The following is a 14,695-nucleotide window of genomic DNA, read 5'->3' on the forward strand; positions in this document are numbered from 1 at the left end:
CACGGAAATGACGCTGCGGCCGTCAGGTAGTAGAATGACCCAGACCAGCGGTCGATCACGCCCGCCCGTGGTTCCCTAGTCGCGGATTTTGTCGCGATCCAAAAACAGACGGAACAAATCTAGGGCTATTCACGATGACCACCATGCACCGTTCCACCTTGGTCGTTCATGGCCGCCTCGCGATGCGGGAGAGCCGCCTTACAGCGGCTCGGAGCCGTCGTCACGGCCTCCAGATCATGTCCTTCGAGCAGGCCGCCGTCCGGCTGGCGGGCGGCTTCGCCCGCCCTATCGACGACGAGAGCCTGCGCGCGGCCATCCAGGCGGTTTTGCCTGCCACGCCGATGGGGGAGTTGGAGAGCATCAAGGCTCTTCCCGGCATGATCGACGCGGCGGCCGACACGCTTTACAAAGCCTGGCGCGCGGGCATCGATCTTGCCGCATGCGCGGCCGATCATCCGCGTCTCGCCGCCATCGCGCGCCTGGAAACGGCCGTCCTCAACGAGGTTCCGCCCAGCATGATGCGGCCACTCGACATCGTCACCGCCGCAACCGCCCGTATCGGTCATGCACCGACGGTCCTCGGCCCGTTGGAGATCGTCGGCCTTACCGAACTCTCGCCCTGTTGGCGGCCGCTGCTCCAGGCGCTCACCGCCCATATCCCCGTGCGATGGACGGCCGGCCCAAGGAGCGTTCCCGCATGGCTGGATGGCACCGGCGCCACGGTCGCGCGCGCACCAGCGCATGCCCCGGGAATTAGCTCCGCCAGCGCGGCGACGGCCTATCAGGAGGCCATTGAGGCGATGCGCTGGGCGCGCAGCCTGCTCGCCTCGGGCATCCCGGCTTCGGAGATCGCCATCGCGACCGCCTCGCCCGCCGACTATGACGATCATTTCCTGGCCCTGCGCGCCGACGCCAACATCGACCTTCACTTCGTCCATGGCATCCGCATCGTCGCCACCCGCGAGGGCCAGGCGGCTGCGGCGCTGGCCGACATCGTGGTTCGCGGCCTGTCGCAGTCGCGGCTGCGCCGCCTTGCGGCGCTCTGCCGGGACAGCGGGCCTTTCGAGACCCTGCCCGAAGGCTGGCTGCGGGTGCTGCCGACCGATGCGCCGCTCTCGACGCCGAGCGCCTGGAACCGCCTGCTGACCCGGCTGACGCCGGAAGACTGGCCCGATGGCGCCGACCATGTTCCGGCGCTGCGCGCGGCGGTCGAGACCCTTGTGAAAGGATCGGAGGCCGCCAGCGAGACCGGAGAAGCCTTCCTCAAGGGCCGCGCGCTGGCAATCTGGCGCAAGGCTCTGCTGGCCGGCCCCGCCGCCTCGATCGACGCCACGCTGGAAACCCTGAAGCAGGACGACGGACTGGAACCGTGCGTCTGCGTCGCCTGGATGCCGGCCAGCGCGCTCGCGGCGTCGCCCCGCCGCTTCGTGCGGCTCCTCGGGCTTAATTCCTCGCGCTGGCCGCGCAGGGTCACCGAAGACCGGCTGATCCCGAACCATATCATCCCGACCCCGGTGCTCGATCCGCTGCCGGTCAACCTCGCCGACCGCCGCGACTTCGAGACGATCCTCGCCACGACGGCCGACACCGTCGTTCTGTCGCGCGCCCGGCGCGACAGCGACGGGCGTCTCCTGGGACGCAGCCCTCTGCTCGCCTGGCGTGGCGAGGAAACCTATCTGCGCCGCAACGCGACGCCGGCGCACGCCTTCAGCGAAACAGACCGCCTCATGGCCCGGCCCCAAGAGTTCGCAGCCGATCCGCAAGCGGTCGGTGCGCAGGGCTGCTGGCGCGACTGGCGGCGGGCCGAGATTACTCCCCATGACGGGCTCGTGCGGGCAGATCATCCGCTCGTTCTCGCCATCCTCGGCCGCACCCAGTCGGCCAGCTCGCTGCGCCGCCTTCTGCGCAATCCGCTGAGTTTCGTGTGGGTCTATGCGTTCGGATGGCGTGAACCGCAGAGCAGCGCCGAACCGCTCGTGCTCGACGCGCTCGGGATTGGCGATCTCGTTCACTTGGTTCTCGACTGCGCCTTGCGCGACCTCGAAACCGGAGACGGTCTTGCCTCCGCCGACGCCGAGACCATCGAAGCCGCGGTGGCGCGGGCCGCGCAAGCCGTCGCCGCCGATTGGGAAAGCGAGCGTCCGGTTCCCCCGGCCGTCATCTGGAGCCGCACGATCGACGACGCCCGCGTAATGGCAGGCCGCGCCTTGTCCTATCGTGGTGATGTCCTGCCAGGCGCGCGCTCCTTTGGAGAGGTGCCCTTCGGCGGCACGGAGCCGAAATCCGACGCGGAAACGCCTTGGGATGCGAGCGCGCCGGTCACGATTCCCGACACGGGCTTCAACATCGCCGGCTATATCGACCGGCTCGACATCTCGGGCGACGGCAAGCGCGCCCTCGTGCGGGACTATAAGACTGGACGGCCGCCGCGCGGCGACATCCGCCTCAATGGCGGACGAGAGCTTCAGCGCTGTCTCTATGCCTTCGCGGTGAAGGCGCTCCTCGGTGACGATGTCGCTATCAGCGCCTCGCTGCTCTACCCGCGCGAGCCCGTCGATCTCCAGCTCGACGATCCCGAGGCCGTGCTCGAGGAGATCACGGGCTATCTGCGCGCGGCACGGTCGAGTCTCGCCGGAGGCGCGCTCCTGCCTGGCCCGGATACCGGCGGCGGCTATGACGACCTCGCCTTCGCCCTGCCGGCCAACGCCAGCGCCACCTATTGCAAACGCAAAATGTCGGCCGCCACGGAGCGGCTTGGCGAAGTCGCTCAGGTCTGGGAGGCGGAATGATGAGCAAGGTGCTGAAGGACGACAGTGCGCGCCGCGATGCGATCAGCCTCCATGATCGCTCGATCCTGGTCGAGGCCGGCGCGGGCTCAGGCAAGACCGCCGTCATGGCCGGCCGCATCGCCGCCATGCTGGCCGAAGGCGTCGCGCCGCGCTCCATCGCCGCCGTTACCTTCACCGAACTCGCCGCGAGCGAATTGCTGTCGCGTGTCCGCGAGTTCGTCGCCGATCTCTCGGCCGGCACGATCGCGACCGAGCTACGCGTGGCGCTGCCCGATGAGCTGTCCCAAGCCCATCGCGACAATCTCGCCGCCGCCAGCGCCGCGATCGACGAAATCACCTGCTCGACCATCCACGGCTTCTGCCAGCGCCTAATCAAGCCCTATCCGGCGGAGGCCGACTTCGATCCCGGCGCAGGCGTCATGGATCGTAACCAGGCCGACCTCACCTTCCTTGAGATTGTCGATGGCTGGCTGCGCGAACGCCTGTCCGGCGGTCAGGGCGGTATCCTGGCCGAGATGGTGCTGCACAGCCCCGGCGAGACCGTGGCGCTCATCCACAAAATCGCCGAGAATCTGCGCCATCGCCCCACGCTCACGGCCCCGCCCGCCTCTCCGCTTGGCAGCCACCTCACGGCGTTCCGGCAGGCCACGGCGGATTTCGCGAACTTCATGGATGGCGCGGCGGCGGCCGAGCCGGAAACGGTGACGATCGTCAAGCGGCTGGCCGAAATGGCGACCGCTGTGACGAATGGTCCCGATCCCGCGACGCCCGCGGGCGTCGTTCGGCTCCTGACCGCGCGGCCCCACCCGGATCTTTGCACCAAGACCGGCGCCTTCGCCTCCTACCGCAAGAAGGGCAAATGGGCCGCCACGGCCAAACAGGCCGGTCTCTCCAAGGCCGATGGCGACCGGCTGAACGACGCCGCCGAGACCCACTACACCGCCTGTTGCGACGCTTGCGTCGCGTTGGCGCAGGCCGTCGCCGGCCATGTCCTGGCCGCGCTGATCGACGAAGCGCGTCCGATCCTGCGACGCTATCGCGACCACAAGCGCGCCAGTGCCCAGCTCGATTTCGACGATCTGATTTTCGCCGCGCGCGACTTGCTGCGCGACCACGACGCTGTGCGCCAGGCGCTGGGAGAGCGTTTCGCCCATGTCCTCGTCGACGAGTTTCAGGACACCGACCCCCTGCAAACCGAAATCTTCTGGCGGCTGTGTGGCGAGCCGGTCGATGACGACGACGACTGGACCCGGTTCCAAATCCGACCAGGCGCGCTCTTTCTGGTCGGCGACCCCAAGCAGGCGATCTATCGCTTCCGGGGCGCCGACGTCGGCGCCTATGTGCAGGCGCGCGACGCCTTCCGAGCTCAGGACGCCGGCAGCCTTCTATCGATCTCCACCAACTTCCGCTCCTGCGCCTCGATCCTCTCCTTCGTCAACGAGCGCTTCGAGGCCGTGCTCTCGGCCAATGGCCAGCCGGGCTTCACCGCTCTCGACCCGTTCCATGACGATCGGGGCGGCTTGTGCGTAGCGGCTCTCGACATCTCGGTGGCCGACGAAAACGGCAAGGCCAGTGCCGAACAGCAGCGCGACGCCGAAGCCGACGCCATCGCCGAGCTGTGCGCCCGGCTGATCGAAAGCCACCCCATCATCGACCGTCGCAGCGGCGCCGAGCGCCACTGCCAGCCGGGCGACATCGCCTTGCTGGCGCCAACCGGCGCGGAGCTGTGGCGCTATGAGGAAGCCCTGGAACGCCGCGGCATCCCTGTCGCGACCCAAGCCGGCAAGGGGCTGTTCCGCCGCCAAGAGGTCCAGGATCTGATCGCGCTGACCCGCGTTCTGGCCGACCGCCGCGACACCCTGGCGCTCGGCGCGCTGCTGCGCGGGCCTCTGGTCGGCCTCACCGAAGAAAACCTGCTGGACATCATCTGGGGACTTCCGCGCTCGGAGGAACAGCCGCATCGGATTCCGCGCCTGGATCTCAGCATCGATCCCGCCGTCATCGCGCACCCGTTCGCGCGCGAAGTCATCGAGCGGCTGCAATCGCTCTCCCGGCGCGGCAACAGCACGACCCCGCACGAGCTGCTCTCGCAGGCCGTGGACGTGTTGCGCGTCCGTCCGCTCCTCCTCGAGCGCCATCGCGGCCAGGTCGAGCGCGCGCTCGCCAATGTCGATCTCTATCTCAGCCTGTCGACCGGCTACGCCGTGCGCGGTTTGCGCGCCTTCGCCGAGGCGATGACGGCAGCATGGTCCGACGAGGCCCGCGCCGTCGAGGGACGGCCCGACGCCCAGGAGGAGGCGGTCGCGCTCTTCACCATGCACGCGGCCAAGGGGCTGGAATGGCCGATCGTCATTCCGGTCAACACCATGACCGGCGTCATGGCGCCCGACAGCGCCGTGATCGACCGCCAGACCGAGACCTTCTATTGCCCGGTCCTGGGCGTCGTGCCCGAGGGCTACGAAACCGCGCGCCAGGCGGAAAAGGAGGAGCTAGACCGCGAACGCATCCGGCTCTGGTATGTCGCGGCCACCCGTGCCCGCGAACTCCTCGTCTTGCCCCGGCTCGACGCCACGCCGTCGAAATCTGCCTGGATCGGTCTCGTCGATCTGTCGCTCGCCGACCTTCCCGGCCTGGACGTCTCTCACTTCCCTGCCGATCTCGCGGCCGCAGGTGCGGGAGCGGGCAACACCCAGACGCGCGCGAGCTTCGCCGCCGAAGCCGAAGCCATCGCGGCCGCGCAGACGCGGTTGACCTGGCTCGCGCCCAGCCGTGACGAAAACGCCGCCGGGACCATGCTGCGGGAAGAAGAATCCGCGCTCTGGACGGGATCGGCCGACGATCAGCCCCCCGAGCTGGAAGCAGCCGTCCTCGTGCAGGGGGGCCGCGAGCGCGGGCTGATCCTCCACAAGCTCATGGAAGAGGTGCTGACCGGCGAAATCCCCGAAGCGGAAGCCGCCCTGACCGAACGGGCTGGCCACCTCATCCGAGACCTCGGCCAGTCTCCGGTCGCCGACCCGGCCACGGGGCTGTCGGCGCAGGAACTGGCGGCCTGTGTGGCCCGGACCCTGGCTCTGCCTGACATCGCGGCCCTGCGGCCGGGTCTTCTGGCCGAATTTCCCGTCTATTCCGCACAGGCGGCCGACAGCGTGGAAACCGCAACGGCCGGGATAGCCGACGCCCTGACCCTGACGGCCGAGGGCCGCCCCGCCGTCGTCGTGGACTGGAAGAGCGATGTGACGCCGATGCCGGGAACGCTCGATCATTATCGCGCTCAGGTGCGGGCTTATTTAGACATGACCGGAGCCGAGCGCGGACTGATCGTGCTCATGACATCCGGCGCTGTCGTTCCCGTTCTGCGTGAGTAAAAGAACCACAGACGCCGTGAGGCTTGTCTGTCATCGCTCAGTGCATAGTGCCTTCTCGCTTCATCATCCGATCTCAAGCACCCGCACCTCCTTGATGTGCGAGCCGACTTGATATTCTACTTCCTCCCCCACCTGTGCGTCGAGCAGGGCCTGTCCGAGCGGAGTGTGAACGCCAATCTTCCCCTGCTCCGGTGCATTCTCACCCTCGACAAGCGTGAAGGCGAGCTTCTTGCCGTCGGTGATGTTCTCTACCTTCACTTTCGAGCCAAGCGCCACGGTCGGCTCCGCCGCGACCCGGCTTGCCGCTGTGTAGAGGGCGCTGCTCGCGGGCTGCTCGAACGGCAAGTTCTCCTGCTCGGGCTTTGGTGGTGCGGCTGGTGCAATCAACGCAGCAGACGAAGGCCTTGGCTCGGACCGGGTTTGCAAAGGAACCTCTTCTACGCCTGAGGTCTTTTCCTCAGCCAAGCGGGTCAGCAGTGCCATCGCATCAAGGCGCTCGGAGTGCTTCACGCCCCGCGCCTTGGCATCGGCGAGCGCGGTGGCGAGCGCCTCCCTCAGAACCTCAATCTCGGCGCGCGGGTTGCGGAACCAGTCGGTCGACCAGATCCGGTGCAACCGCCAGCCGAGCCCCTCTAGCACCTCCTGGCGCAGCCGGTCGCGATCGCGGCTCGACTTCGAGCTGTGGTAGGCCGCACCGTCGCACTCGACACCCAGAATGTAGCCGTAGGGCCAGTCTGGGTGCCGGACGCCGAGGTCGATGCGGAAGCCTGCGACACCCACTTGAGGGACCACCTCGCAGCCGAGGCGCTCTATCTGCGCCGCGACATAGTCCTCGAATGGGCTCTCCGTGCCGCCCAGCGGGCCGGCCGCATCCGGGATGTGTCCGGTTTTCGAATATTCGAGCCAGGCCCGGAACATCCGCACGCCGAGCGCTTTGTTGCCGTCAACGAGGATGTCGGTCGGCTTCATCGAGGTAAAGGTAATGATCTTCCGCTTGGCGCGGGTGAAGAGGACGTTCAGTCGGCGGTGGCCATGGGCCGAGTTGATCGGTCCGAACCGCTGAAGCACCTTGGCCCCGGGAGATTCCGGTCCGTAGAGCGTAGAAATCATCATCACGTCCCGTTCGTCGCCCTGGATCGTCTCAATGTTCTTGACGAAGAATTCCTCGAGCGCGTCGTTCTCCTCTTCCCACTTTTCGACGAAAGCCTGGACCTGGGGGTTGCGGTCGCGCTCCCGCTCGAATTCCTCGAGGATCAGGTCCTTCTGGTCGGAGTTCATCGTGCAGATGCCGAGAGAGAGCTCGGGGCGATGGGTCATGTGATGGACCGCGGCGGCGACAATAGCACGGGCCTCGATCTCGTTGCGGCGCCCCTTGTAGATACCGGGCACTTCAATCACCTCGACGCCGAGATCGGGGTGGTCTTCCTGGGCCGAGGGAAAGATCGTCAGCTCGCCCTTGTACATCCATTGGTTGGAGAACTGGATCAGCGCCGAATGCCGCGAGCGGTAGTGCCAGCGCAGCTGGCGCACCGGCATGAAGGCAACATTGGCCATGTCGAGGATGCTCTCGCTATCCTCGCGCAGGTCCTCATCGGTGTCGCTGTCATCGAGCACCTTCTGGAAGAAGTTCGTCGGTGGCAGCTGCTTGGTGTCGCCGACAACCACCGACTGGTCGGCACGGCTGATCGCGCCGATGGCGTTTTCTGGCGTCATCTGCGAAGCCTCGTCGATAACCACGAGATCGAATCGCATGCCCTGGCGGAGGTATTGCGCGACCGCGAGCGGCGACATCATCCAGCAAGGCTTCAACTCCACGAGAGCGCGGCCAGCGCGGCTTGCTAATTCGCGGATGCTGATACGGCGCTTCTTCTTGTAGAGCTCATTGTAGATCAAGCTCATATCGGTGAAGGTCGACTTTCGGCCGACGTTGTTGCCGGCCGGCGGCCGGGCCGATTCCAGGAGCTCCTGCACCACCGCGGCGCGGGAGAGCTTGATCATCTCGCGATCCTTGGAGCGGATCTCGCCCCGGATGCGGTCGAAGTCCTGTCCGTCGTAGCCTTGCAGTGCTGCGCCCCACTCCTTGTAGGCGACGTCTGCCATCGAGCGCGCGACCAGGGCGCGGACAATCGATGCGAGGCGTACCGGATCGAAGGCTTCGTCCTCGGCCAACACCCAGTCGATCAGTTCACCAAGCCCCTGTCCGCGCAGGCTGTCCTCGGCGCGCTTCAACTGCGCCCGGTCGAGCAGCGATTGCGGATCGGCCGCCGCCTCCCGCAGGTCGGCCGTGCGCCGGGCCAGCGCCATCGGCGTCGAAAGATCCTGGGGAAGCCCGAGATCGGCAACAAAGCTGTCGACTTGGGTCTCGAGACTGGCGCGACGGGAGGCAAAGGTCTCAAATTCCTTCGCCATGTTGGCCGCCCGGCCTGATCGCATTGCCGCGAGCGCCATGTCCGCGTCATCGGTGGCGGCGATCGCCTCAGCCAGGTCGCACTGGATGCTGAGCAGGTCGGTCCGGGTAGTGAGGCCGGCGAAGCCCGAACCGAGCGCTTCGCGCGCCGGGCTCTCCTCGATCTTGCGAGCGAGGTCTGCCTCAGCCGTCTTAAGGGCCAGGATCTCCTCGATCTCCGAAAGAGGCAGGCTCATTCTGTCGCGGAAGAGCTCTATGTGGCTATCCGCCTCGGTGATATAGCGTCGCTCCTTCTCGGCGGTCTCCTCGAGCTCGCGCAATTTCACCTCGGCCTCAGAGAGGGGCAATGGAGGCATGTCCTCCAACTCCGCGAAGGTGAGGACGGGATCGAGTTCCCCGGTTTCGAGGTAGGCTTTCAGATCCACACTGGCGCCGGCGATCTCCTTGCAGATCCCATGAAAGGTCACTACACGGCTGATCGCCGCCATCTCGGTGTTGAAGCCTCGGAAGTGTGCACCGAAGCGCTCTGCGTAGCGTGCGCTGTTATCGAACTCCCGGCGGCTGTCGAGCCAGTCCGCATATTCACGCAGCCTACGTGCCATCTCAGCTGGGCTGTCCTCGCGCCGCCCTCCGAGTATGTTCGTGTATGTATTGCGTGCAGCCTTGTAGGTAGACCCCATGCGCCCGAAGAAGCCAGCGCTGTCGATCGCGGCCGCCGCGTTCCTGAGTTCACCTGCGTCGTGGGCGCCGCCGGCGGAGGGCACCGCCTGCCGGATACGGTCGATCTCGGTGGAAAGGCGAGAGATCTGGGTTTCGATCTCCATGGCCAGGGCATCGACGGAGGCCATCGGGTCGCCGCATCGTAGGGATAGGACACCAGGGGACTGCGCTGCGATGCGCTTCGCCCCATCACGGATCTCCGTCAGGGGCCGGCCGGACGATGTCCAGCTCCGTGGAAGCCGGGACGCGGCGCCGAGCACCACCCGAGCTTCGGCGATCGCACCTTCGATCTCGGCGAGCCTCGTGCGATGTTGCTCGGGATCGAGCCGTCCGCCCCGCGCCTTAGCGAACTCGGCAGCAGCCGCAAGGCGCTTGGACACGTTCCAGCCGTCGGCATCGTGCAGGCTGTGGCCGAGTTGGGCCATGAGTGTCTGTCTTTCGCTGACCTGGCCGCAGAGATCCCGGGCGGCGCGGCGGGCGGCGGGATCTGTAAGTGTGTCGAGCAGGTCTGGGGTTACCCGGCCCTCGTCACGCGCGGCGGTCGAAAGCAGATTGCCGATCTTCTTCATGTCGATCACGAAGGGGTTTGCAGTCATGAACATGGCTATCGACGAGCCCGCTATGTCCCTCTCGAAGACCTCGAGCTCTTCCGCGATGCTACGCGCCGCCTCGGCGTGGTCTTCGGCGACATCGTGCGATGTGATCGGCGCAGTCGAGGAGCGCCAAACGGTAGGCATACGCGCTATCCGTCTGAGCCGGGTGCTGAAGGCTTCCGCCTCTGAGACCAGGGCCTCGACCTCGATCGCGCCCATCTCCCAGGCGTTCGGAATCGGCAGACGGCGGATTTCTCGCGGCAAGGCCTCACGGATCTCGGCCGTGGCGATAGCATGGCCGATGACCTGGTGCACCGTGAGTCCCGTCGAGCCGAGCATCGCGCCTAGCGCATCGAGGTAGCCCTGGAGGATGGCGCGGTCCCGTTCGAGGGCGCGCTGTCGCGAGTTGAAGCTGTGGCGTCCGGGGCCGGACGCCCGGCTCATCTCGAGGCGGGCCTCAATGCTCTCGTAGACGGTATCGGCGGTGCCGCGGCCGGCCTGGAGCGGCAGGATGAAGTTGCCGAGACCAGCGGCATCAAGGCGGTTGCGCACGACGTCGAGCGCGGTCAGCTTTTCGGCCACGAAGAGCACCTTCTTGCCGTCAGCAAGCGCCGAGGCGATCAGGTTGACGATGGTCTGCGACTTGCCCGAGCCCGGCGGGCCTTCGATCGCGAGATTCTTCTGTTCGGCCACATCGACGAGGGCGGAATACTGCGATGCATCCGCATCCATCACCACGTAGGGGACTTTGCTGGAAATCTCGGGGTCGTCGGTGCCGTAGGTCTCGGCATAGGCGCCGTCGCCGACCCCTGTCGTGGCGAGAAGGCGCACCACTGTCTCTTCCTCCGCCAGCGGGCGTTTTTCCGGATCGAGGTCATGGTACATCGCGATCTTGGAGGACGGGAAAATTCCAATGCAGGCTTCGCGGCGCACTTTCCAGTGCCAGCCCGGAGGCGCTGCTTCTTCGACCGACTCGAAGTAATCCTCGACGCTTCCGCCCTCGTAGTCTGGCAAGGCGAGCTTCTTCTCGTTAAGGAGCTTTAGCGCCAGGTTTGTATTGACCATGACCTGGTCGATGCCGCGCAGGTAGAACTCGGCGCCATGCGTGGACTGCTTCCTCTCGATCCGGATCTCGAGCAATAGCAGCGGCGAAACGAAGCGATCGTTCTCGTCAGGGCTTTTCCACTCCAGGATGCCGAAGACAGCATGCAGCACGTTGACCCCAGTCTCGCGCTCGAAGGACCGTCCTTTCTCAAGAATGGACTTCGCCGACCGTTGCAGCCGGTCCGGTAGCAGGAGGGTCTGGATATCGTCATCGACGTGCCTCCCGTCGTGGTGCTCGTTCTCAGGGAGCGGAAGAATGTAGCTTGGCTCGATGCCGTGAATCCGGGCATGTTCAGCGAGCGAGGGCGCGTCCTTGGTCTGGCGCGGAGACAGGCCAAGGTCTTCGCGCAGGCGATCCTTTAGGGATCGCTCGGCCTTCACCAGCTTTTCTTCCGCCTTCGCTTCGTCGGGTTCGATTTTGGCGATCTCGGCGAGATAGGGCTCGTCTTCCTGCCGGGCGATGAAGAGCGCATCCCTGAAATTGTCCGTCTGCTCGTCCGGGAGTTCGTCTTCGAGGGCAGGCAACGCCGCTAGCCGCATCTGGCGCCCCTGAGAGAGGTTGTGGCGCAAGATGTCGGGAAGTTCGTCCACAACGCGGATGAATGAGGTCGAAGCCGGGCTGAAGCGGATATTGATCAGCGGGTTCCGGCGGGTTGAATCGAGAAGCCGAAGCCGGAGTTCCTGAAGCTTAGCGGAGACAAGTTCGATGTTCTCGTCGGTCAATAAGCTACTCGACGCCTCGTGGTCTTCTTGCGAAGGGCTCATGGATCCTCCCAATTGGCTGCTGCTTGAATATCACACCGAGGCCGCGGCTGAGCCTAAGATATCGATTGGCAGGCGACAACAAAGGCAAAGCAAGGAAGAATTTGGAGTCAAGCGTGGTCGCGAGTAATCAAGAAGCCCTAAAATTAAAGTTTACTTCAATTCCCAGAAAGTCGCTGGATCGAACTACATGACCTTCATACCGCTGGGAAGCGTGATCCTCAACATTGGCTCAGATGCGCGCGACTTGGCTCGGATGACATGTAATCCGAATGAAGCGAGTTACCAAAGATTCTCAGATTCTAAAAGTCTGTGCGTTAAACACGGAGAGTATTTCATGGTTTTGAGATGGAGCTCGATCAGTTTCAGTCTACAGCCGAGTATAGGCATTCATTTAGCGAAATTTGATAATTGAGATCGTCCGGTGGACATTGTTCACTAAGTGACGTGTCACGACCAGGTGGCGTGACTGCTATGGGGGTAGAAGAAGTTTCCATGAGCATGAACCATCCGGCTTCCGCCCCCGGACTGAACGAAGACGCGTTCGCAGCAATTCAACCTGCCGCTCCGGACATTCGCGCCATAGACATCCTCTCGGGGATCGGAACCCTTTCCCGAGAGCAACTCTGCGGAATGATCGCGATGATCGAATCCGTCGACGGGTTGTCCCTGGCGGTCGGCGCCGTCGATGCCGTTCGCGACCGCATCGGTCTTGGCCGAGAGGAGACCGCGACGAGCCTGCAAGAGGCCCGGACCCGTCTTTTCAATTCTAGAATACCGGATGCCTCGTTGAGGTTTCGTCTTCTGGTTCGCATTTCCGAGGGCCTGGACGTTCCCTCGTCGCCACCCCTTTCCGTCAAACACGCGATCAAATACGCATCCGCCATGGCGGTGCGAACGTCCGAACGCCTCAGCCCGGGGGTACGGCAGCGCCTTCACGCGGAAGCGAAACCGGTGCGTGGCACGGACCTGAAATCGCGCATCAGCGGCGCCGCTTCCGACATCCGGAACTCCCTGACACGAATGGCGAGCCGCTCCGTTCCGATGCCGTTTCCAGAGATCGTCGCGGAGGAGCTCCTGGCGTTCTTCGCAGATACCGAGATGGTCGAGGCCGCAGCTCGAAACGCGGACCCCGAAATTGCGAAGGCCTTGCGCAAGGGCCACGAAGCGGCAATTGCGGCCATGACGGCCGGCAGCAGCTGGGCAACATTCGCCCTCGTCGTCGCCAACGCCGGGTTCGCCCCTTACATTCTGGCGGCGCAAGCGAGCGCCTTCATCCCTCTGGTCGGCGGCCCCGCCCTTGTTTCCCTGTTGGCCACCTTGATCAATCCGCTGACAGTCATGGTTGGCGTGTCGGCCATCGCCTGGCTCGGCATGGGAAAGGGCGCGCAAATCGTACGTAGTCAGATCGCCGCGCGTTTAACGGTTCTCCTGTCCGCTTCCGGGTCCGGAAATCGCGATGTCGGTCTGGAAACCTTCCTTTCCGACATGCGCGTTCTCGGAGGCCTTGACGACGGGGATGTCCTCTGGCTGCGGGAAAGGGACCTTGTCGCGCTCCGCAAACGCAAGGCCACACTGGACGGATGGATGCGATCTCCGATGCCGCGTGCCGCCATAGCGCCGCCGGGGCGCTGGAACGTCCGACCGTCCGCCACCGACGCCGCCGACGGCCTTCTTGTCTTCAGCCTCAGCGCCGGAGAGATGATCTGGCATTCGGTGGCGATGGATCCCAAGGTTCTTCAGGCCGCTGACTTCTCCCGCAAGGCGGATCTCGCCGATCCTCTCGATTTCGCGGCGAGCGTCCATGAATTCACCAGCGTCGGCGCCGCGATCTCGTTGCGCGGATACACCGCCGAGCGTCTCGTATTCGACCGTCTTATTGCGGACGGACACGCAGTCTCCTTCCCGGAGGCCAGCAACCAGCAAGGCTTCGATCTGCTGGTCGACGGGTCCGAGGTGCAGGTGAAGTGCGGGAAAAGCCTTTCGATCCTCTCCGAGCACTTCGAGAAGAACCCCGACATTCCCGTGATCGCCAATGCTGCGCTTGTGGAGGCGGCACGGGCGCATGGAGAGCCATGGGCTCCCTTGGTCACAACCCTCCCCGGTTTCGACCTCCCCACCGTCGAGGAGATGCTCTCTACAACGCTTGGACATGCAGCCGATCTGGCGGATCCGGATATACTGGAGTTCGCTCTGTCCATCGGTTTGCTGCGCGGCGGCCTTGAAGTCGCCCGGGGGCGCATTCCAATGGGAGATCTCCCCGCGTGGATGATGATCGACGGGGCCTCACGCGGCCTGTTGGGAGCGGTTGGAACCAAGGCCGGGGCGTGGGTTGGCCTTGTCACCATCGGGGCGGCTGGAGCCATTGTTCTGGCACCCGTTATCGGCAGCGCGGCCCTCATGGCCAATGGCACAGTCAAGAATGCCGTCCAGTCCGGCCTCATGCGCGAATGGATCGCTCGAATGTCTGCCGCTGCGAAAGATCTCCATGACGACCTGATCGAAGCCTGTGACCGCCGCATTGCATGCCTGCAAACCCGCAATCTCGATCTCGAAGCAAACCTGGGCGGATCCGATCTTGAACGATGGATGGCGATCCGCGCTTCGGACGATCTCGTCGCCGCGATGGAAGACCGTCTTCTGCTCGAGACCGAAGCACCGAAGACGGAAGCCAGATGCGCGGAACTCCTCATTCTGGCTGCGGACATCGCTCCAGCGGATGCCTCAGCTCTCGCGAGCTCGCATCGGCTTCAGACCGTGCTTCTCGAAAAGCCCGGGCTGAACGAAGTCTTGATGAGGAACGGCGGCAGGAGCGTGAAGCGATTCACTCTGAAATCCTTCCGACGCTAGTTCACTCAGAAATTTGCGACGGCAATGATCCGCAGTGTTTGGTAGGTGACTGGACATAAGCCGCAGTAAGAGCCGAGCAGGTCCATCTGCAATCCGGCGCCTTGA

General features: G+C 64.8%; 4 protein-coding genes. 3 read left to right on the forward strand and 1 reads right to left on the reverse strand.

The window, feature by feature from the left end:
- Nucleotides 1-134: 134 nt before the first annotated feature.
- Together ACYQ6M_RS15480 and ACYQ6M_RS15485 are read left to right on the forward strand one after the other, a co-directional pair.
- Nucleotides 135-2,789, forward strand: a complete 2,655-nt coding sequence (locus ACYQ6M_RS15480; protein ID WP_460074535.1) for a PD-(D/E)XK nuclease family protein — start codon at nt 135-137, stop codon at nt 2,787-2,789.
- The gene (locus ACYQ6M_RS15485) at nt 2,786-6,154 is read left to right on the forward strand and encodes a UvrD-helicase domain-containing protein (protein ID WP_460074537.1); all 3,369 of its coding nucleotides are present in this window, start codon (nt 2,786-2,788) and stop codon (nt 6,152-6,154) included. Before ACYQ6M_RS15480 ends, ACYQ6M_RS15485 begins: the two co-directional genes overlap by 4 nt.
- A 63-nt stretch (nt 6,155-6,217) precedes the next feature.
- Here ACYQ6M_RS15485 and ACYQ6M_RS15490 read toward each other — a convergent pair whose 3' ends face one another.
- On the reverse strand, nt 6,218-11,743 hold the full coding sequence (locus ACYQ6M_RS15490; protein ID WP_460074538.1) for a DUF4011 domain-containing protein: 5,526 nt from the start codon (nt 11,741-11,743) through the stop codon (nt 6,218-6,220).
- A 492-nt stretch (nt 11,744-12,235) separates the two neighbouring features.
- On the opposite strand from ACYQ6M_RS15490, the gene ACYQ6M_RS15495 reads away from it, so the two are divergent.
- Nucleotides 12,236-14,590, forward strand: coding sequence for a hypothetical protein (locus ACYQ6M_RS15495; RefSeq protein WP_460074540.1), 2,355 nt, complete (start codon nt 12,236-12,238; stop codon nt 14,588-14,590).
- The last annotated feature ends 105 nt before the right edge of the window (nt 14,591-14,695 follow it).

It is taken from the genome of Roseibium sp. ROS1, assembly GCF_054658215.1.